Source organism: Serratia inhibens (genome assembly GCF_003591175.1).
GTDB lineage: Bacteria > Pseudomonadota > Gammaproteobacteria > Enterobacterales > Enterobacteriaceae > Serratia > Serratia inhibens.
The window spans coordinates 117,319-136,894 of record NZ_QYYG01000007.1 but is presented as its reverse complement, the minus strand read 5'-3'; the positions used below and the strand labels follow the sequence as shown (position 1 = coordinate 136,894).

Below are 19,576 nucleotides of genomic sequence, written 5' to 3'. Positions count from 1 at the left end.
CTCAGACTGGCGTTTGCATTTCAGGTATCTGGCGAGTCTTCGTCAGCCGAGGATGATATGCGGGTAGAAGCGCGACAGATCCTGAGTGATCAACTCGCGATCTTCACGCAGGCCGATACCGCAGGGCTGATCGTCCACCAACCAACTGCCGATCAGCGTATAGCTGCCCTCGAACTGCGGCAACGGGTGGAACTGTTGCACAATCATGCCTTCTTCACCGTACGGGCCGTCAACGCGTACCACTTCCTGACCGTTCTGCACGATCTGGATATTGGCGCCTTCGCGTGAGAACAGCGGCTTGGTGACGTAGTGATCGAGCTGCGGATGCTCGTCTTGCGCGAAGTAGGCTGCCAGCAGGTTCGGGTGATCCGGGAACATTTCCCACAGCATCGGCAGCAGCGCCTTGTTGGAGATAATGCTTTTCCACGCCGGCTCCAGCCAGCGCACGCCAGCATCTTCCAGCTTGGTGGAAAACATCTCGCGCAGCATAAACTCCCACGGATAAAGCTTGAACAGATTGCCGATAACCTGGTCTTGCAGATCGGTAAACTGGCCCTTCTCGCCGAGACCAATCTCTTCCATAAACAGGAACTCGGTCGGCACGCCGGCTTCCAGTGCGCAGTCTTGCAGGTATTGCACCGTACCGCGATCTTCTTCGCTGTCCTGGCAGCAGGCCAGATGCAGCAGACCGAAGCCGTGGTGCGCTTTCAGATCGGCAAAACGCTCGATCAGTTTTTCCTGCAGGCTGTTGTACTGATCGGACTCCGGGCTGAGATTGCCGGCGTTGATCTGGTCTTCCAGCCACAGCCATTGGAAGAAGGCCGCTTCATACAGCGAGGTTGGCGTATCGGCATTGTTCTCCAGCAATTTGGGCGGATTGACGCCGTCGTAGGCCAGATCGAGACGCGAATACAGCGAAGGTTGGCTGGTGCGCCATGAGCTGCGCACGAAATCCCAGGTGTGTTTCGGGATCTGGAATTTGGCCATCAGCGCATCGCTGCTGACCACTTTCTCCACCACCTGCAGGCACATCTGATGCAGTTCGGCAGTGGCGCTTTCAATCTCTTCAATTTGCGCCAGCGTAAACTGGTAATAGGCATCCTCACACCAGTACGGCTCGCCGTACATGGTGTGGAATTTGAAGCCGAACTCGGTCGCTTTTTCGCGCCAGTCCGGGCGCTCGGTAATCGCAACGCGTTTCATGTCTTAACCGCCCATGCTGCGTGAGCTGCCGGAGGTCGCGCTGCTGCGCTGCATGCTGGTCTGCTTGGCCACGGATTCGCCAAAGCCGCCGCGGGTAACGGTGTTGGTTACTGCCGGTTTTGGCGCCATCGCGGTTTTCGGCACCGTCATGGTGCGGCCGCCGGCGGTGGCTGGGCCATAGCTCTTGCCGGTGGCGTCAACGAACTTGCCGTTGGCCGGGCTGGCGGCGTTTTTGGAGGTGAACAGCGGCTGTTGGGCAAAGCCGGAGCCGCCCATCATGCGGCCCATCATGTAGCCTGCCATCAGCGGCATCCAGAAACTGCCGCTGCTTTGCGATTCTGCCGCCATGCCGGCCTGCGCCGGAGCGGGTGTCTGAGTACACTGCGCTTCACCGAATTCGGCGACGCAGTCTTCACGGCTGGCGTATTTAGGTGCGGTTTTTTCGGCTTCTTTCAGGGCGTTGTTATAGGCGGTGGTGCACTGCTCGCTCATGGAAGGGTTAGTGCGCGAACACTCGTCGGCATTTTGATACATCGAGACCGTTTCATCGGTTTTTTCACAGCCGGCCAGCATAAATACGCCGCTGATTGCCAAGGCTACGGGCGCAACGCGGTAGCTGCGCCAGGATTTGCGGAACGTCTCTTGGTTGATGTTTTTTGTCCGTTTCATCGTTATTAATCCCATCAGTCGGGCTGTTTTCGCCCTTTCCCAGTAGTGGCGGTAAGAATAGGGGAAAGATGGTCAAAATTAAAGCTGAAACGCCCGTGGAATCCACTCTTTACGCAGTTATACGTTAGGCTGTGCGCCAGCTCGCTTTACCGGCTAAAAAAGTAGCGACAGAGTTCCATTATGAAACGGCAGAAAGGTTATTGCGTTTCATAATGGAACAAAAACGCGGTCTGGCGCAAAGCTCTCCGTTCGCCCTATAGTCAGTGCATAACAACGCGACGGCACAAGACCGGACGCATCATCACCTGATATCTGAACGTTACCATCGCCAATTCCCCTACAAGGATCCGGTTATGTTGAGAATCATCCAGTCCCCAGGCAAGTACATTCAGGGCGCCAATGCACTGGCCGCCGTGGGTCAATACGCTAAAGCGCTTGCCGACCATTATTTCGTGATTGCCGACGACTTCGTCATGAAGCTGGCAGGCGATACCCTGATGGGCAGCCTGCAACAGCACGGGGTGAAACATCACGCCTGCCTGTTCAACGGCGAATGCTGCCATAAGGAAATCGACCGGTTGGGGCGTGAACTGAAGGCCCATGGCTGTCGCGGCGTGATTGGCGTCGGCGGCGGCAAAACCCTCGATACCGCTAAAGCCATCGCGCATTACCAGCAATTGCCGGTGGTGTTAATCCCCACCATTGCTTCCACCGATGCGCCGACCAGCGCGCTGTCGGTGATCTATACCGAACAGGGCGAGTTTGCCGAGTATCTGATCTACCCGCGCAACCCGGATATGGTGGTGATGGACAGCGCGATTATCGCCAAGGCACCGGTGCGCCTCTTGGTGGCGGGAATGGGCGATGCGCTTTCCACCTATTTTGAGGCGCAGGCTTGTTTCGATGCTCAGGCAACCAGCATGGCGGGCGGCAAATCGACGCTGGCGGCGCTTAGCCTGGCGCGGCTGTGCTATGAAACGCTGCTGGCAGAAGGCGTCAAAGCCAAACTGGCGGTCGAGGCCGGCGTGGTGACGGAAGCGGTCGAACGCATTATCGAGGCCAATACCTATTTGAGCGGCATTGGTTTTGAAAGCAGCGGGTTGGCGGCGGCACATGCTATTCACAACGGTTTTACCGTGCTGGAAGAGTGCCATCACCTGTACCACGGCGAGAAAGTGGCTTTCGGCACGCTATCGCAACTGGTGCTGCAAAACAGCAGCATGGCGCAGATCGAAACGGTGCTGGATTTCTGCCACCGCATCGGCCTGCCCATCACGCTGGCCGAGATGGGCGTTAGCGGCGATGCGGCAGAGAAAGTCATGGCGGTTGCCGAAGCCAGCTGCGCCACCGGCGAAACCATCCACAACATGCCGTTCAAGGTGACGCCGGCCGGCGTACAGGCCGCAATCTTGACGGCAGACCGGCTGGGCAGCGCCTGGCTGCAACAACACCAACGCTGATACCGCAGGGGCGCAGCAGGCTGCGTCCCATTGGCTAAACGAGGAAATGACCGTGAAAAAACTGATCAATGAGGTTGAGTCGGTACTGGAAGAGCAACTGCTGGGGCTGGCGGAAGCGCACCCTGAACTGTTGGTGCATCAGGAGCCGGTATTCGTTACCCGCGCCGACGCGCCGGTAGCGGGCAAGGTGGCTATCCTGTCCGGCGGCGGCAGCGGCCACGAACCGATGCACTGCGGCTTTGTCGGCGAAGGCATGCTCGACGGCGCCTGCCCGGGGGAGATTTTTACCTCGCCGACGCCGGATAAAATGTACGAGTGCGGCCAGGCTATCGACGGTGGTGCCGGGGTGTTGTTGCTGATCAAAAACTACACCGGCGACGTGCTGAATTTCGAAACCGCCACCGAACTGCTGCACGACAGCGGCACTCAGGTGGCGACGGTATTGGTGGACGATGACGTGGCGGTCAAGGACAGCCTGTTCACCGCCGGCCGACGTGGCGTGGCGAATACCGTACTGATGGAAAAATTGCTCGGTGCCGCGACGGCACGCGGCGACGATCTGGACACCGTGGTGACGCTGGGCCACAGGATCAACAATCAAGGGCATTCGATTGGCATCGCGCTGGGCGCCTGTACCGTGCCCGCAGCCGGCAAACCCTCGTTTGTGCTGGCGGAAAACGAGATGGAGTTCGGCGTCGGTATTCACGGCGAGCCGGGTATTGCACGGCGTTCGTTCACCGGCCTCAATGCGGCGGTGGATGACATGTTTCATACCCTGATCGAACATGGGCATTACCAGCGCACCATTCGTGCCTGGGATCGCCGGCAGGGCGAATGGCGCGATGAAGTGCAGACCAAGCAGCCGCTGACGCGCGGCGACCGGGTGATTGCGCTGGTGAATAATCTGGGGGCGACACCTCTGTCCGAACTCTACGGCGTTTATCACCGGTTGGCGGAGCGCTGCGCCGAGGCGGGAATGATCGTTGAACGCAGCCTGGTGGGAGCCTATTGCACCTCGCTGGACATGCAGGGAGTATCGATCACCCTGCTGAAGGTGGATGACGAGCTGTTGGCATTGTGGGATGCGCCGGTGAAAACGCCCGCGCTGCGTTGGGGTTGCTAGGAGGATCTATGGCATTAACGAAACAACAAGTAGTGGATTGGCTGATGCGCTGCGGCGAGGTGTTTACCCGGCAGCGTGATTTTCTGACCCGGCTGGATACCGAAATTGGCGATGCCGACCATGGCCTGAACATGAACCGCGGTTTCAACAAGGTGGTGGAAAAGCTGCCGTCGGTAGCGGATAAAGACATCGGTTTTATTCTCAAAAATACCGGCATGACGCTGTTGTCGAGCGTTGGCGGTGCCAGCGGCCCGCTGTTCGGCACTTTCTTTATCCGAGCGGCACAGGCGGCCAATGCCAAGCAAAGCCTGGATCTGGCGGAGCTCCATCAGATGATGCAAGAGGGTGTCGAGGGCGTGGTGATGCGCGGCAAGGCAGAGCCGGGCGATAAAACCATGTGCGACGTCTGGTGGCCGGTGGTGGAAAGCCTCGGCCAGTCGGCGCAGCAGCAGTTGAGCGTGGCAGAGGCCATGCAGCGCGCCAGTGAACGGGCGGAGCAGGCGGTAGAGAGCACTATCACCATGCAGGCGCGTAAAGGGCGGGCCAGCTACCTGGGTGAGCGCAGCATCGGCCATCAGGATCCGGGTGCCACCTCGGTGATGCTGATGATAAAAACGCTGGCCGAGGTCGCCGGCCACTAGCAGGAGGCGAGATGATCAATATCGTTGTAGTTTCCCACAGCGCGCAGCTGGCGCGCGGGGTCGAAGAGCTGGCGCTGCAGATGATGCGCGGCGACGGCTGCAAACTGGTGCTGGCGGCGGGCGTCGATGACACCGAGCATCCTATAGGCACAGATGCGATCAAAGTCATGGAAGCTATTGAGTCGGTGGCGGACGGCGCAGGCATTGTAGTGCTGATGGATTTGGGCAGTGCGTTGCTGAGCGCAGAAACCGCGATCGAGCTGCTGGAACCTCAGTTGGCCGCCAAAGTGCGGCTGTGTTCGGCACCGCTGGTTGAGGGGACGCTGGCCGCGGTGGTCGCCGCCAATTCCGGTGCCGGGCTGGAACAGGTGCTGGCAGAAGCTCAGGGCGCGCTGCTGGCCAAGCAGGCGCAACTGGGGGAAGCCGCACCGGCGGCAAAAAGCGTTGAATTGCCGTTGACGCAGGGAAAAAGCGTCAGTTGGACGGTGCAGAACCCGCATGGGTTGCATGCCCGACCGGCGGCGCGGCTGGCGGAAACGTTGGCGCCTTTTGAGGCCGAGCTGGTGTTGGAAAAACAGGGGCAATGCGCCAATCCGCGCAGCCTCAATCAACTGGCGTTGTTGCAGGTGCGGTACGGTGACACCGTTAGGTTGATTGCCGACGGTCCGCAGGCTGAGCAGGCGCTGACGGCGTTCAGGGCGCTGGCGGAACAGCACTTTGGCGAAACGGTTTCAGAGCAGCAACTGCCCTCGCTGCACGGCATCCCGGTGGCGGAAAGCGTGACCAGCGGCCCGGTGTTGCAGGCGCTCAGCTTCTGGCCGACGGTGACCGAGCGCCCGATTGGCGCGGACGACGTGCTGACCGAACAGCAGCGGCTGCGCGAGGCGCTGCAGCATACCCTGAGCGATCTCAACCGGCTGGCGGAGCGTACCGGCACATTGATTGGCAAACCGCAGGCGGCGATTTTCGGTGCGCACAGCATGCTGCTGGACGATCCGGATCTGCAACAGGCGGCCTATACGCGCATTGCTCAGCAACAATGCAGCGCCGAGCAGGCCTGGCGGCAGGAAATGGAGGCGATCATCGAGGATTATCGTGCGCTGGACGATGAGTACATGCGGGCGCGCGAACTGGACGTGCGGGACATGCTGCGCCGCACCCTGAGCCATCTGCAACAGCAGCCGCTACAGCCGATTACGCTGACTGTGCCCTCGATTCTGGTGATGGACGAACTGATGCCTTCCGACGTGGTGATGCTCGATCGTCGCCTGGTGCTCGGCATCTGCCTGAGCGGCGGCAATGCGCTGTCGCACAGCGCGATTCTGGCGAAGGCGATGGGCATCCCGATGGTGATCGGCATGAACGACTGCCTGAGCAAAACCCGTAGCGGCCAGAAAGCGATGCTGGACGCGGCGCGTGGGGTATTGCAGCTCAGTCATTGAGCTGAGCTATCAGGCGCGCAGCTTAAATTGGTGTATATCAATCTGATATTGTTTGATTTTCCGCCACAGCGTGGTGCGGCCGATGCCCAACAGCTGCGCCATTTCATTGAGCTGCCCGCGGCTGACGTTGGCAGTGCGAATGATCGCCTGGCGTTCCATTTCCGCCAACGTCAGCAGTGGCGTACCCGGCTGCGGTTCACTTTCCAGCAACGGCTGGTGGCTGAGCAAATGTGTGGGCAAGTCCGCTAACTGGAGATGGTGGCCGTGGCAAATCATCGCCGTACGCTCAACCACGCCTTTCAGCTCCAGATCGTTGCCGGGCCACAGATACAGGCCCAACTGGGCCATGACGTCGTCATCGACCCGGAATCGGCACTGGAAATGCTGTTCCAGCGTACGCAGGTGGTGCTTTACCAACAGCGGAATGTCGCTCAGCCGCTGGCGCAGCGCCGGGATCTGGATCTCGAACGCCTGCAGGCTGTAAAACAGCTGGCGGCGAAAGCGGTTCTGCTGCACCAACAACGGCAGATTGGCGGCGCTGCCGGCGATCACCCGCACATCGACCGGGATCACCCGGTTGGAATTCAGCCGCATTACCACGCCGGTTTTCAGCACCTGCAGCAGCGCAGACTGCATTTCCGCCGGCAGATACTCAATTTGCTCCAGGTACAGCGTGCCGCCGTTGGCCAGTTCAAACTTGCTGAGCTGGCCCGCTTCCTCCTCGCTGGCGTCGCTGCCCAACAGTTCACGCAGCCCCTGCGCTTCCGGCATCAACTGGCAGTTAAGCGCGATATACGGCCCGGCGGCGCGTTCACTGGCGTTGTGGATTGCCTGGCTGAGCCGCTCCTTGCCGACCCCTTCTTCGCCGCACAGCAGGATCGGGTGCTGGCCTTTTGCCGCCTGCTGGCCGTAGCGGATCAACCGGCGCATCTCCAGGGAGGCGGAAGGCATCTGTTCAAAGCTGTGGCTGACGCGGCCCAGTTGGCTGCTGACGTACTGGTGCAGCCGTTCAATCGGGTGCAGCAGGGCGATAAAGCTGCAGCGCTCGCCGTCGAAGATCGGTTTTAGGGTCAGCAGCGCGGCGATAAACTGCCGCTGGCTTTCGAAAGTGACTTCAACGTGTTGCAGCGGTTGGCGCTGAGCGATGGCCCGGTTGAGCAGGGCGGGTAGCGTCAGCAACTGCGTCAAGGGTTTGCCCTGGCTCTGCTGTTCGTCCAACTTCAGTAGGGTGGCGGCCCGCTGGTTGATGTATTGCAGGTAGCCGCGATGGTCCCAGGCCATCACCCCGTCATCCACCCCGTCAAGCAAACCGTAAAGCTGATTCAGGTGGCGGTTGGACTCCGCCAACAGGCCGTCGGCGTTCAGCGAATTGCCTATCTCGCGTGCGATCGCCAGCGTCAGTGACAGATCGCCGGCGGCGCAGTCCGCCAGCAGGCAGCCCAGCGCAATCGAGCCGCGCTGGCGGCCGCTGTTGTCATAAACCGGCGTGGCGCAGAATGACCAGTCGTGCAGCGCCTGCCGCACGTGCTCGTTGCCGCTCACCTGTATCGGGTGGCCTTCTGCCGCCGCCAGCGAAGGCGCGTTGGTGCCAATGTCGCCCTCGGCCCAATAGGCGCCGGGGGTAAACCCCAATTGCTGCAGGCGTTCGCGAGTCAGGGCGTCACCGCACAGCCACAGCATGCAGCCGCTTTCGTCGAGGATCATCAGCAGGCAGCGGCGTGGCTCCATATATTCGCAGGCATCTTCCAGCGACGCCTGGCCAAGCGTCAGCAGATCGTTTTTACGCTGGCAGATAGAGTTGAAGGTGGCGCCGAGCGCAAGGTGCGGTGCTTTCCACACTGCGGGCTGCATCAGGCTGCGGCAGCGCAACCAGGAAGCATAGATTGCCGGCGCAGGGCGCTGTGCGAGCGGCAATGCGCCATCGGCCATCAACTGTTGCCAGCTTGAGGTGTTCTCCATGGGATCCCATCCGGACTGAGATAAGGCAATGGCGCTGATGATACCACCGCAGGGCGGGGGGCTGGCTGTGAGGCGGCGGGCAGAACCGGCTTTGAGGCAAAAAAAACGGGGCGCGGCAGATGCCGGGCCCCGTGTATGGCAGTGCGCGAATCAGTTGCGGAATGGGTTACCGCTGTCGCTGCGCGCCGGCTGGGTGGTGGTGATCGCCGGCGCAGAAGCGCGGGTTGCGACCGGAGCCGGTGCAGCCGTTTGCGACGCAGGGGCATTGTCGTTATAACCGTCCGCGTAAGCGTCCTGCGCGCTGGTCGGCGGTGCTACCACATCCTGCGAGGTAGAAACCGGTTTGCCCAACGCACCGTTCAGTAACAGCAGGTCATTTTCATTCAACGTGCCGAGTGCGGACTTGATGTTCAACTGGTTGATCAGATAGGTATAACGCGCGCTGGAGAGCTGCTGCTTGGCGTTATACAGCGTGGTGGTGGCATCCAACACGTCAACGATAGTACGGGTACCTACCTGATAACCGGCTTCCATCGCATCCAATGAACTCTGGGCAGAGACCACGGCCTGCTTGTAGGCGTTGATGCTGCTGATCGAAGCGTTCACGTTGTTGAACGACGAACGCACGGTCTGCACTACGCTGCGGTGTGCGCTTTCCAACTGCTCACTGGCGCCGACGAAGTTGTACTGCGCCTGCTGCACCTGGGAATTGGTCTGGCCGCCGCTGTACAGCGGGAGATTGAAACTCAGCCCTACTTTGTTCTCGCCGGCATCGTTGTCTTGAGAAAGATTATTTGAACCGCTGTATCTGTTGTTGGACACGGCGGTTGAAGCGCTGAAATCAACGGTCGGCATATAGCCGGTTTGCGCTGATTTGATTTGCTCGCGCGCCAGATCCTGGCTCAGACGGGCGGAGAGCAGGCTCAGGTTGCGGGCTTCGGCTTCTTTCAGCAGGTTATTTACCGCTTCCGGGCGTTTGGTGTTGAAACTGTCGGTATTCAACGAGGCCAGTTCCGGGTAGAAGGTGCCGGTTACCTGGCGCAGTTTTTCCAGCGCGTTATCCAGAGTGTTGCGGGCGGTCACTTCGGACGCCAGCACGGTATCGTAGTTGGAACGGGCGTTTTGCACGTCGGTGATCGCCACCAGACCCACGTTAAAACGTTGGGTGGTTTGATCCAGGGTGCGGTAAACCGCCTGTTTTTGCGCCTGAGTATAGGACAGCGAGTCGATGGCGCTCAGCACGTTGAAATAGGCGGTGGCGGTGTCGAGGATCAGCTGTTGCGACGAGGTCTGGAAGGTCACGTCGGAAATACCGGCGGTTTTTTCCTGCAGCGTCAACGCGCGCCATTTCGACATGTCGAAAATGGTTTGGGTCAGCGCTAATGAGCCACTGGTGGTGTTGCTGTTCATGTCGCGGCTGTCACGATAACCATAACTGCGGTTATAACCTGCGCTCAAACCCAACTGCGGCAGCAGCGGGCTGCGCGCTTCGTTGATTTTTTCGAATGCGGCGTCACGGTCAGCGGCAGTCTTGCGCAGATCCGGGTTACTTTCCCTGGCCTGTTTGTAAACCTGCAGCAGGTTCTCTGCCTGGCTCATTGCACTGAAGCCGCTCAGGCTCAGTCCGATAAGAAGGGGGAGCAGTTTCTTCATTTGCATTCCTTGTTGTGCAGCAATATTGCTATGGTTAGCGCTGACGATAGACGAAATAGTTGCCGATTCTAGCAGAGTCTGTTGTTCGCATAAGGTGGCTGAATGTGCCATCTCGCGTATCTTTTGCCTTTCAGACCGTTGTGTTTACTTTGGTTCAACTGGTCGAGCAGGTTACAGCTGATATCATGGCTCACAATCTAGCATAAAGCTGCGGAAGATTACCCCGCCGTTTCTGTCATCAAAACTGTTTATTTTATCGGCATACTCACGCAGGAGAATTCGCTTATGAACCACTCGCAGCCGTCGCCCGTCACTCTCGATAAAAACGATGTAGAAATTATTGCACGTGAGACGCTTTATCGTGGTTTTTTTTCACTCAATCTTTATCGGTTCCGCCATCGCTTGTTCAACGGCGACATGAGCCCGGAGGTAAAACGCGAGATTTTCGAACGCGGCCACGCGGCGGTGCTGCTGCCCTATGACCCGGTGCGGGACGAGGTGGTGTTGATTGAACAACTGCGCATCGCCGCGGTCGATACCAGTAGTTCCCCCTGGCTACTGGAAATGGTGGCGGGTATGATCGAAACCGGCGAGAGCGTCGAAGACGTGTGCCGCCGTGAAGCGCAGGAAGAAGCCGGCGTCGAGGTCGGGCGCTGCAAACCGGTGTTGAGCTACCTGGCAAGCCCTGGCGGCACCAGCGAGCGGCTGTCAATCATGGTGGGCGAAGTGGACGCCACTACCGCCGAAGGCATCCATGGGTTGGAAGAAGAGCATGAAGATATCCGTGTCCACGTGGTTAGCCGCGAACAGGCTTACCGTTGGGTTGAAGAAGGCGCGATTGATAACGCCGCATCTGTGATTGCATTGCAGTGGCTGGCGTTGCACCATGAATCGTTAAGAAAAGAGTGGGCCAACCAATGAAACAGCGCTATACCCCTGATTTCCCGGAAATGATGAGATTGTGTGAAACCAACTTCGCGCAATTGCGCCGCTTGCTGCCGCGCAACGATGAAGTGGGCGAAACGGTGACTTATCAGGTGAACGGCGCCAGTTATCGTCTGACTATTGTTGAATCCACGCGCTACACCTCGCTGGTGCAGATCGAGCAGACCGCGCCGGCGGTCAGTTATTGGAGCCTGCCTGCCATGACGGTGCGGCTGTATCACGACGCGATGGTTGCGGAAGTGTGTTCCAGTCAGCAGATCTACCGCTTTAAAGCGCGTTATGATTATCCCAATAAAAAGTTGCATCAACGCGACGAAAAGCATCAAATTAACCAGTTTCTTGCTGATTGGTTGCGCTACTGTTTGGCGCATGGAGCGATGGCGGTTCCGGTTTGTTAAACAGACTGAAATAACAAAGGACACCATTTGGAAAGCCTGTTTAAACTGACCGTGGCAAGTGGGGCCAGGGTCAGGATTCTGCAAATAACAGATACCCACCTTTTTGCCGGCGAAAACGAGACCTTGCTCGGCATCAATACCTATCGCAGCTACCACGCGGTGCTGGACGCCATCATGGCGCAGCAGCGCGGTTTCGATCTGGTCGTCGCCACCGGCGACCTGGCGCAGGATCATTCTCTGGCTGCTTACCGGCACTTTGCCGAAGGTATTGCGCGGCTGCCTGCGCCTTGCGTCTGGCTGCCGGGCAACCATGATTTTCAGCCGGCGATGGTCGATGCGCTGGCCGCCGCAGGCATTGCCCCGTCAAAGCAGGTGCTGCTGGGCGATAACTGGCAGGTGTTGCTGCTGGACAGCCAGGTGTTTGGCGTGCCGCACGGCGAACTGAGCGACTATCAACTTGAGTGGATGGAGCGCTGCCTGCAGGCCCACCCCGAGCGTTATACGTTACTGCTGCTGCATCATCATCCGCTGCCTTCCGGTTGCACCTGGCTCGATCAGCACAGCTTGCGCAACCCGCACACGCTGGGCGCGGTGTTGCTGCGCTACCCGAACGTAAACACCGTGGTGTGCGGGCATATTCACCAGGATCTGGATCTGGAATGGCAGGGCCGCCGGTTGCTGGCATCGCCTTCCACCTGCGTGCAATTCAAGCCGCACTGCACCAATTTTACCATCGACGACGTTTCGCCCGGCTGGCGCTATCTCGATCTGCTGCCGGACGGCCGCGTCGAGACCCAGGTTTTCCGCTTGGAAAACGATGATTTTCGCCCCGACATGGATTCGGAAGGGTACTGATGTCGACGCTACTTTATTTGCACGGTTTTAACAGTTCGCCGCTCTCGGCCAAGGCAACCTCGTTCAAGGCGTGGCTGGCTGACAATCACCCGGACATCGAGATGCTGGTGCCGCAATTGCCGGTTTTTCCGGCCGATGCCGCCGAGATGCTTGAAAACATGGTGATGGAACGCGCCGGGCAGACCTTGGGCATCGTGGGTTCTTCGCTGGGCGGATACTACGCCACCTGGCTTTCACAGTGTTTTTCACTGCCGGCGGTAGTGGTTAACCCCGCTGTGAAGCCGTTTGAGCTGTTGATTGACTACCTTGGCAAAAACGAGAACCCCTACACCGGTCAACAATATGTGTTAGAGTCACGTCACGTTTACGATCTGAAAACGATGCAGGTCGATCCCTTGGAGTCACCGGATTTAATCTGGTTGCTGCAACAAACGGGCGATGAAATTCTCGATTATGGGCAGGCGGTGGCCTATTACACTGCGTGCCGGCAAACGGTGGAGTCGGGTGGAAACCACGCCTTCGTCGGTTTCGAGCACTACTTCCCCCAGATTGTGGATTTTTTAGGGCTAAACGCTGTGTGAATAAGCGAGTTATACCCTGCGGCTTGAAAGACGACGGGTATAGGCACCTTCCTTACTAACCACGAAAAAATTCAACGATGACTCAATCCAGCTATAACGCTGATGCCATTGAAGTACTCAGCGGTCTAGAACCAGTGCGCCGTCGTCCCGGCATGTATACCGACACGACGCGCCCAAATCACCTCGGCCAAGAGGTGATCGATAACAGCGTCGATGAAGCCCTGGCCGGCCACGCCAAGCGCATCGACGTGATTCTGCACGCCGATCAGTCACTGGAAGTGATCGACGACGGCCGCGGTATGCCGGTGGATATCCACCCTGAAGAAGGCGTCCCGGCGGTTGAATTGATCATGTGCCGCTTGCATGCGGGCGGTAAATTCTCCAATAAAAACTATCAGTTCTCCGGCGGCCTGCACGGCGTGGGGATTTCGGTGGTTAACGCCCTGTCTACGCGGGTGGAAGTCAACGTCAAGCGTGACGGCAACGTCTACAGCATCGCCTTCGAAAACGGCGACAAGGTGCAAGAACTGGCGATAACCGGCAGCTGCGGTAAACGCAATACCGGCACCAGCATCCACTTCTGGCCTGACGAGAAGTTCTTCGACAGCCCGCGCTTTTCGGTTTCGCGCCTGAGCCATTTGCTGAAAGCCAAAGCGGTGCTGTGCCCCGGCGTTGAAATTTACTTTATCGACAAGCTGAACAACACCGAGCAACGCTGGTGCTATCAGGACGGCCTGACCGATTACCTGATGGAAGCGGTCAACGGCCTGATCACCCTGCCGGAAGCGCCGTTTGTCGGCAACTTCGCCGGCGATACCGAAGCGGTGGATTGGGCGCTGTTGTGGCTGCCGGAAGGCGGCGAGTTGCTGACCGAAAGCTACGTTAACCTGATCCCGACCATGCAGGGCGGCACCCACGTTAATGGCCTGCGTCAGGGGCTGCTGGACGCGATGCGCGAGTTCTGCGAGTTCCGCAATATTCTGCCGCGCGGCGTAAAGCTGTCCGCCGAAGACATCTGGGACCGCTGCGCTTACGTGTTGTCGGTGAAGATGCAGGATCCGCAGTTTGCCGGGCAGACCAAAGAACGCCTGTCGTCGCGCCAATGCGCGGCGTTCGTTTCCGGCGTGGTGAAAGACGCCTTCAGCCTGTGGCTGAACCAGAACGTACAGGCGGCGGAACAGCTGGCCGAGCTGGCTATTTCCAGCGCCCAGCGCCGTCTGCGCGCCGCCAAGAAAGTGGTGCGCAAGAAGCTGACCAGCGGCCCGGCTCTGCCGGGTAAACTGGCGGACTGCACTTCGCAGGATCTGAACATGACCGAACTGTTCCTGGTGGAAGGGGACTCGGCGGGCGGTTCAGCCAAGCAGGCTCGCGATCGCGAGTATCAGGCCATCATGCCGCTGAAGGGCAAAATCCTGAATACCTGGGAAGTGTCTTCGGACGAAGTGTTGGCCTCGCAGGAGGTGCATGACATTTCCGTGGCGATCGGCATCGATCCGGACAGCGAAGATCTCAGCCAACTGCGTTACGGCAAAATCTGTATCCTGGCGGATGCGGACTCCGACGGCTTGCACATCGCCACGCTGCTGTGCGCGCTGTTCGTGCGCCACTTCAGTTCGCTGGTGAAGGGCGGCCACGTGTATGTGGCAATGCCGCCGCTGTATCGCATCGACCTCGGCAAAGAGGTGTTCTACGCGCTGGATGAAGAAGAGAAAGCCGGCGTGCTGGAACAGTTGAAGCGCAAAAAGGGCAAACCGAACGTTCAGCGCTTTAAAGGGCTGGGCGAGATGAACCCGCTGCAACTGCGTGAAACCACGCTCGACCCCAATACCCGTCGTCTGGTGCAACTGACGGTGAGCGATGACGATGTGGCTCAGACGCTGGCGATGATGGACATGCTGCTGGCCAAGAAACGTTCTGAAGACCGCCGTAACTGGCTGCAGGACAAAGGCGACATGGCCGAACTTTCCGTCTGATTCTGATCCATATGTCAGGCCCGGCTTCTGCGCCGGGCCTTCTTCCCGCAGGGGGGCGCAAGCCGCACCCGACCACTCTGGGCGGAATGCATGAAAATCACCCTCGAAGAATTGCTGGCGTTTATCTCTGTGGTCGACAGCGGCTCCATTACCTCCGCCGCTGAGCAGCTCGGCCAGACCACGTCCGGTATCAGCCGCGCGCTCAGTCGTCTGGAAAAGAAACTCGACACCACCCTGATGCGCCGCACCACGCGCCGGCTTGAGCTGACCGAAGAAGGTCAAAGCTTTCTTGGCCATGCACGCGACATTATCAGTTCGGTGGAGAACGCCGAAGAGCAGATGGCGCTGCGCAGGTTGATCCCGGCCGGCAAATTGCGGGTCAACGCCGCCGCCCCGTTTATGGAACACGTGATAGTGCCGCTGGTGGCGGGGTTTCGCCAAAGTTACCCGCAGATCGAGCTGGAGTTGAACACCGACAACCTGATCATCGATCTGCTGGAGAAGCGCACCGATATTGCCATTCGCATCGGCACACTGCGCGACTCGACCATTCATGCGCGTCTGCTGGGGGCCAGCCGTTTGCGCATTCTCGCCAGCCCGGATTATCTTGAGCGTTACGGCACCCCAAACAGCGTGGAAGCGCTGCGCGACCACTGTCTGCTCGGCTTTAGCCAACCGGAATCACTCAATCTGTGGCCGCTGCGCAACCCGCAGGCGCAGCATTTCGCCATTACGCCGACCCTCTCGGCATCCAGCGGTGAAACGCTGAGGCAACTGGCGTTACGTGGCGAAGGAATAGTGCAGTTGGCGGACTTCATGACGCGCGACGATCGGCAAAGCGGACGGTTGGTGCAACTGCTGGAACAGGATACGCTGGACGTGCGCCAGCCGATTAATGCGGTGTATTACCGCAATACCCAGTTGGCGGCGCGTATTACCTGTTTTCTGGACTACGTCAGCGCGCATATCGACGCGCAGACGCTGTAGGGGCCAGAGCAGCCCCAGGTATTACAGCGCGTTACCCAGCACGTGAATGGTCACGCCAACCACGCTGTCTTTGATGGTGTCGCGATGCTTGTGCATATGCGCGATATCCAGATGTTTTTCCAGGTGCGCCTGGCTTTCCCATTTTTCCAGCATAAACACCGAGTCCGGCGACAGTTTCTGCCACGGTGCCTGAGTATGGCTGTCGATCATCGGCGTATATTCGCCGCAACCCTCTTCCGCCAGTACCAACGGGATCAGTTTTTCGATCGCTTTCAGCACCGTTTCACGGTGGCCCGGCTTGGTCTTGATTTCTGCAATTACGGTGATCATCACAACCTCATTGATTTATGTGCTTAAGCGGTCTTAGTTAAGCAAAAATTTCTGCCAGGTGCGCGCGATAACGTGCGATATCGCTGTCGATATCAGGTTGTTTAATCACGTCATTACAGATAAAGGTCGGCAGCGCTTCCATGCCCAGGAACTGGTTGGCTTTGTGGAAGTGCAGATAAACGCCGTCAACGCCGACGCCATGGAAAAACTGCTGCGGATCGGTAAAGGCCTCCAGCGGCGCGTTCCAGGTCAGGCTCAGCAGGTATTTCTTGCCCTGAATCAGGCCGCCGGAGCCGTATTTCTTGCCGGCGTCCGCGCGGGTGCGACCGTCGCTGGCGTACAGGCTGCCGTGCCCGGCGGTGAACACTTCATCGATGTATTTTTTCAGGATCCAGGGTTCGCCCATCCACCAACCCGGCATCTGATAAATCACCACGTCGGCCCACAGGTATTTCTGCACTTCGGCCTCAATATCATAACCGTCGTCGACCACGGTCACCTGCACATCGTGTTTCACGTCGCGCAGGTAGCTTTCCGCCACGTCGCTCAGCGTTTGGTTGAGTTCGCCATTAGAATGACCGAATTGTTTTTTAGCATTAATAATCAGGATATTGCTCATTTTTCGCGGCTCCTGTCAGAGTTGAAATAGGGGGAGCTTTCCGCGTTTTGGCGCAGAAAACATTTCGCTGACAGGGAGTGTAATCGTTAGCAATGCCGGTAAAAATGGGATCCAGCGCACAACAGTGTTGACTCGGAGTCAACAAATCCACCGGCAGACAATGAATTTTTGCATAAAATCGGCAGTTGAATCGGCTTCACAAGGTGATTGCTGCGCCAACTGTGACAGCTACCCTGCTGATGGGTTACTATCGCCGACAGAATCGACAAGCTGTACCCTTTGCTTTGTCGTCCAGGGATTGCCAAGCCACGGTCTGAGGATAATTGAGTAATGAGTGATCTGACTCATGACGGTGTAGAGCGTTTACCGCTGCACACATTCACTGAAAACGCCTATCTGAACTATTCCATGTACGTCATCATGGATCGGGCGTTGCCGTACATTGGCGACGGTCTAAAGCCGGTACAACGCCGCATTATCTACGCCATGTCCGAACTGGGGCTGAACAACAGCGCCAAATTCAAAAAATCCGCCCGTACCGTGGGTGACGTGCTGGGTAAATACCATCCGCACGGCGACAGCGCCTGCTATGAAGCTATGGTGCTGATGGCGCAGCCGTTCTCTTATCGCTATCCGCTGGTAGACGGCCAGGGGAACTGGGGGGCGCCGGACGATCCGAAATCCTTCGCGGCGATGCGTTATACCGAATCTCGCCTGTCCAAATATGCGGAAGTGCTGCTGGCCGAATTGGGCCAGGGCACCGTTGACTGGGTGCCGAACTTTGACGGCACCATGCAAGAGCCGAAGATGTTGCCGGCGCGCCTGCCCAACATCCTGCTCAATGGCACCACCGGCATTGCCGTCGGCATGGCGACCGACATCCCGCCGCACAACGTGCGCGAAGTGGCTGCCGCCGTGGTGGCGCTGATCGACAAACCCGGCGCAGGGCTTGAGGAGTTGCTCGAGTTCGTGCAGGGCCCGGACTTCCCGACCGAAGCCGAAATCATTACGCCGCGCGATGAAATCCGTAAAATTTACCAAAACGGCCGCGGTTCGGTGCGCATGCGCGCCGTATGGAAAAAAGAAGACGGCAGCGCGGTGATCACCGCCTTGCCGCACCAGGTTTCCGGCGCCAAGGTGCTGGAGCAGATCGCCAGCCAGATGCGCGCCAAAAAGCTGCCGATGGTGGAAGATCTGCGTGACGAATCCGATCACGAGAACCCGACGCGGCTGGTGATTGTGCCGCGCTCCAACCGTATCGATCTGGATCAGGTGATGAACCATCTGTTCGCCACCACCGATCTGGAGCGCAGCTACCGCATCAATATGAACATGATCGGTCTGGACAACCGCCCGCAGGTCAAAGGGCTGGTTGAAATCCTCACCGAATGGCTGGCATTCCGCCGCGACACGGTGCGCCGCCGCCTGAATTACCGTCTGGAAAAAGTGCTGAAACGCCTGCACATTCTGGAAGGTTTGCTGGTGGCGTTCCTCAATATTGATGAAGTGATCCACATCATCCGCAGCGAGGACGAACCCAAGCCGGTGCTGATGCAGCGTTTCGGCATTTCCGACACCCAGGCGGAAGCGATCCTCGAGCTGAAACTGCGCCATTTGGCGAAGCTGGAAGAGTTCAAGATCCGCGGCGAGCAGGATGAGCTGGCCAAAGAACGCGATCACCTGCAGGCATTGCTGGCTTCCGAACGCAAGCTGAATACCCTGATCAAAAAAGAGATCCAGGCCGATGCGCAGGCCTATGGCGACGATCGCCGCTCGCCGATTACCGAGCGTGCGGAAGCCAAGGCAATGAGCGAGCACGATTTTGTGCCGTCCGAGCCGGTGACCATCGTACTGTCGGAAATGGGCTGGGTACGCAGCGCCAAGGGCCACGATATCGATCCAAGCGGCCTGAGCTACAAGGCCGGCGACAGCTATCGCAGCGCGGCGCGCGGCAAAACCAACCAGCCGGTGGTGTTTATCGACTCCACCGGGCGCAGCTACGCGCTTGATCCGCTGACGCTGCCTTCGGCACGCGGGCAGGGCGAGCCGTTAACCGGCAAGCTGACGCCACCGCCGGGCGCCACCATCGAACAAGTACTGATGGCGGCGGACGATCAGAAACTGCTGATGGCCTCTGACGCCGGTTACGGTTTCGTTTGTACTTTCAACGACTTGGTGGCGCGCAACCGTGCCGGTAAGGCGATGATCACCCTGCCGGATAACGCCAAGGCGCTGGCGCCGATGGAAATCCACGGCGACGACGACATGTTGCTGTCGATCACCGCCGCCGGGCGCATGTTGCTGTTCCCGGTTGCCGATTTGCCGCAGCTGTCGAAGGGCAAGGGCAACAAGATTGTTTCCATCCCGGCGGCGCAGGCCGCTTCCGGTGAAGACAAACTGGCGTGGCTGTTCGTGTTGCCGCCGCAAACCTCCGTGACCTTGCATGTGGGCAAACGCAAGCTGACGCTGCGCCCGGAAGATTTGCAGAAATTCCGTGCGGAGCGTGGCCGTAAAGGTACCTCACTGCCGCGTGGCCTGCAGCGAATCGATCGCGTAGAGGTCGATGCGCCGGCGCGTGCGCCTGCGGGCGACAGCGAAGAGTAAACCTGACGGCATAACAAACGGGCGCAGCATGCTGCGCCCGCTTTATTTCCAGCCACCGGCAATTATTTTCAAATAGTTAACATTTCCCTGCATAAAATTATTGTGCGTATCGTCGGCTGGCGGGAAAATAGAAA

General features: G+C 58.6%; 17 protein-coding genes. 11 read left to right on the top strand and 6 right to left on the bottom strand.

Annotation, left to right across the window (positions count from 1 at the left end; translation table 11 throughout):
• Positions 1 to 42: 42 nt before the first annotated feature.
• Together D4100_RS19480 and D4100_RS19475 are read right to left on the bottom strand one after the other, a co-directional pair.
• Entirely contained in the window at positions 43 to 1,203 is a 1,161-nt protein-coding gene (locus tag D4100_RS19480; RefSeq protein WP_119805058.1) for a glutathionylspermidine synthase family protein, read from the bottom strand.
• A gap of 3 nt (positions 1,204 to 1,206) precedes the next feature.
• Positions 1,207 to 1,872, bottom strand: coding sequence for a DUF1190 family protein (locus D4100_RS19475; RefSeq protein WP_006320585.1), 666 nt, complete (start codon positions 1,870 to 1,872; stop codon positions 1,207 to 1,209).
• A gap of 353 nt (positions 1,873 to 2,225) precedes the next feature.
• On the opposite strand from D4100_RS19475, the gene D4100_RS19470 reads away from it, so the two are divergent.
• Genes D4100_RS19470 through dhaM form a run of 4 tightly spaced genes read left to right on the top strand, consistent with a single transcriptional unit; the run spans position 2,226 to position 6,538 of the window.
• Positions 2,226 to 3,332, top strand: coding sequence for a glycerol dehydrogenase (locus tag D4100_RS19470; RefSeq protein ID WP_006320586.1), 1,107 nt, complete (start codon positions 2,226 to 2,228; stop codon positions 3,330 to 3,332).
• A 52-nt stretch (positions 3,333 to 3,384) separates the two neighbouring features.
• The gene (gene dhaK / locus D4100_RS19465) at positions 3,385 to 4,455 is read left to right on the top strand and encodes a dihydroxyacetone kinase subunit DhaK (protein WP_119805096.1); all 1,071 of its coding nucleotides are present in this window, start codon (positions 3,385 to 3,387) and stop codon (positions 4,453 to 4,455) included.
• An 8-nt stretch (positions 4,456 to 4,463) separates the two neighbouring features.
• Positions 4,464 to 5,096, top strand: a complete 633-nt coding sequence (gene dhaL / locus D4100_RS19460) for a dihydroxyacetone kinase subunit DhaL (RefSeq protein WP_006320588.1) — start codon at positions 4,464 to 4,466, stop codon at positions 5,094 to 5,096.
• 11 nt (positions 5,097 to 5,107) lie between these two features.
• Positions 5,108 to 6,538: a dihydroxyacetone kinase phosphoryl donor subunit DhaM gene (dhaM, locus tag D4100_RS19455; RefSeq protein WP_119805057.1), complete on the top strand. Its 1,431-nt coding sequence runs from the start codon at positions 5,108 to 5,110 to the stop codon at positions 6,536 to 6,538.
• Between the two features lie 9 nt (positions 6,539 to 6,547).
• On the opposite strand, the gene dhaR is transcribed toward dhaM, so the two are convergent.
• Complete coding sequence (dhaR, locus tag D4100_RS19450; RefSeq protein WP_119805056.1) at positions 6,548 to 8,497, bottom strand: dihydroxyacetone kinase operon transcriptional regulator DhaR; 1,950 nt, start codon at positions 8,495 to 8,497, stop codon at positions 6,548 to 6,550.
• 150 nt (positions 8,498 to 8,647) lie between these two features.
• A complete protein-coding gene (gene tolC / locus D4100_RS19445; protein WP_006320591.1) occupies positions 8,648 to 10,150 on the bottom strand; it encodes an outer membrane channel protein TolC in 1,503 nt (500 codons plus the stop codon).
• A gap of 285 nt (positions 10,151 to 10,435) precedes the next feature.
• On the opposite strand from tolC, the gene nudF reads away from it, so the two are divergent.
• The 6 genes from nudF (at position 10,436) to D4100_RS19415 (ending at position 15,889) form a co-directional block, all read left to right on the top strand.
• Positions 10,436 to 11,071 carry an ADP-ribose diphosphatase gene (gene nudF / locus D4100_RS19440; RefSeq protein WP_004948289.1) on the top strand — a complete coding sequence of 212 codons (636 nt, stop codon included), beginning with the start codon at positions 10,436 to 10,438 and terminating at the stop codon, positions 11,069 to 11,071.
• Positions 11,068 to 11,493 carry a DUF1249 family protein gene (locus tag D4100_RS19435; RefSeq protein WP_004948286.1) on the top strand — a complete coding sequence of 142 codons (426 nt, stop codon included), beginning with the start codon at positions 11,068 to 11,070 and terminating at the stop codon, positions 11,491 to 11,493. Before nudF ends, D4100_RS19435 begins: the two co-directional genes overlap by 4 nt.
• 27 nt (positions 11,494 to 11,520) lie before the next feature.
• Positions 11,521 to 12,348: a 3',5'-cyclic-AMP phosphodiesterase gene (cpdA, locus tag D4100_RS19430; RefSeq protein WP_006320594.1), complete on the top strand. Its 828-nt coding sequence runs from the start codon at positions 11,521 to 11,523 to the stop codon at positions 12,346 to 12,348.
• A complete protein-coding gene (gene yqiA / locus D4100_RS19425; protein WP_006320595.1) occupies positions 12,348 to 12,929 on the top strand; it encodes an esterase YqiA in 582 nt (193 codons plus the stop codon). Before cpdA ends, yqiA begins: the two co-directional genes overlap by 1 nt.
• Positions 12,930 to 13,006: 77 nt before the next feature.
• Positions 13,007 to 14,902, top strand: a complete 1,896-nt coding sequence (parE, locus tag D4100_RS19420; protein ID WP_006320596.1) for a DNA topoisomerase IV subunit B — start codon at positions 13,007 to 13,009, stop codon at positions 14,900 to 14,902.
• 90 nt (positions 14,903 to 14,992) lie between these two features.
• The gene (locus tag D4100_RS19415) at positions 14,993 to 15,889 is read left to right on the top strand and encodes a LysR substrate-binding domain-containing protein (protein WP_119805055.1); all 897 of its coding nucleotides are present in this window, start codon (positions 14,993 to 14,995) and stop codon (positions 15,887 to 15,889) included.
• 21 nt (positions 15,890 to 15,910) lie between these two features.
• Here D4100_RS19415 and D4100_RS19410 read toward each other — a convergent pair whose 3' ends face one another.
• Positions 15,911 to 16,219: a putative quinol monooxygenase gene (locus tag D4100_RS19410; protein ID WP_004948272.1), complete on the bottom strand. Its 309-nt coding sequence runs from the start codon at positions 16,217 to 16,219 to the stop codon at positions 15,911 to 15,913.
• Positions 16,220 to 16,256: 37 nt separating this feature from the next.
• On the bottom strand, positions 16,257 to 16,838 hold the full coding sequence (locus tag D4100_RS19405) for an NAD(P)H-dependent oxidoreductase (protein ID WP_006320598.1): 582 nt from the start codon (positions 16,836 to 16,838) through the stop codon (positions 16,257 to 16,259).
• A 330-nt stretch (positions 16,839 to 17,168) separates the two neighbouring features.
• Between D4100_RS19405 and parC the strand changes: the two genes are divergently transcribed.
• Positions 17,169 to 19,442 carry a DNA topoisomerase IV subunit A gene (parC, locus tag D4100_RS19400; RefSeq protein WP_006320599.1) on the top strand — a complete coding sequence of 758 codons (2,274 nt, stop codon included), beginning with the start codon at positions 17,169 to 17,171 and terminating at the stop codon, positions 19,440 to 19,442.
• Positions 19,443 to 19,576 lie beyond the last annotated feature (134 nt).

What these genes read in the sequence shown, in the direction of transcription:
- D4100_RS19435 (WP_004948286.1), top strand. Translation starts at nt 11,068, where the DNA reads ATGAAACAGCGCTATACCCCTGATTTCCCGGAAATGATGAGATTGTGT.
- yqiA (WP_006320595.1), top strand. Translation starts at nt 12,348, where the DNA reads ATGTCGACGCTACTTTATTTGCACGGTTTTAACAGTTCGCCGCTCTCG.
- D4100_RS19410 (WP_004948272.1), bottom strand. Translation starts at nt 16,219, where the DNA reads ATGATCACCGTAATTGCAGAAATCAAGACCAAGCCGGGCCACCGTGAA.
- dhaR (WP_119805056.1), bottom strand. Translation starts at nt 8,497, where the DNA reads ATGGAGAACACCTCAAGCTGGCAACAGTTGATGGCCGATGGCGCATTG.
- parC (WP_006320599.1), top strand. Translation starts at nt 17,169, where the DNA reads ATGAGTGATCTGACTCATGACGGTGTAGAGCGTTTACCGCTGCACACA.
- nudF (WP_004948289.1), top strand. Translation starts at nt 10,436, where the DNA reads ATGAACCACTCGCAGCCGTCGCCCGTCACTCTCGATAAAAACGATGTA.
- D4100_RS19415 (WP_119805055.1), top strand. Translation starts at nt 14,993, where the DNA reads ATGAAAATCACCCTCGAAGAATTGCTGGCGTTTATCTCTGTGGTCGAC.
- dhaM (WP_119805057.1), top strand. Translation starts at nt 5,108, where the DNA reads ATGATCAATATCGTTGTAGTTTCCCACAGCGCGCAGCTGGCGCGCGGG.
- parE (WP_006320596.1), top strand. Translation starts at nt 13,007, where the DNA reads ATGACTCAATCCAGCTATAACGCTGATGCCATTGAAGTACTCAGCGGT.
- D4100_RS19480 (WP_119805058.1), bottom strand. Translation starts at nt 1,203, where the DNA reads ATGAAACGCGTTGCGATTACCGAGCGCCCGGACTGGCGCGAAAAAGCG.
- D4100_RS19470 (WP_006320586.1), top strand. Translation starts at nt 2,226, where the DNA reads ATGTTGAGAATCATCCAGTCCCCAGGCAAGTACATTCAGGGCGCCAAT.
- D4100_RS19475 (WP_006320585.1), bottom strand. Translation starts at nt 1,872, where the DNA reads ATGAAACGGACAAAAAACATCAACCAAGAGACGTTCCGCAAATCCTGG.
- dhaL (WP_006320588.1), top strand. Translation starts at nt 4,464, where the DNA reads ATGGCATTAACGAAACAACAAGTAGTGGATTGGCTGATGCGCTGCGGC.
- tolC (WP_006320591.1), bottom strand. Translation starts at nt 10,150, where the DNA reads ATGAAGAAACTGCTCCCCCTTCTTATCGGACTGAGCCTGAGCGGCTTC.
- D4100_RS19405 (WP_006320598.1), bottom strand. Translation starts at nt 16,838, where the DNA reads ATGAGCAATATCCTGATTATTAATGCTAAAAAACAATTCGGTCATTCT.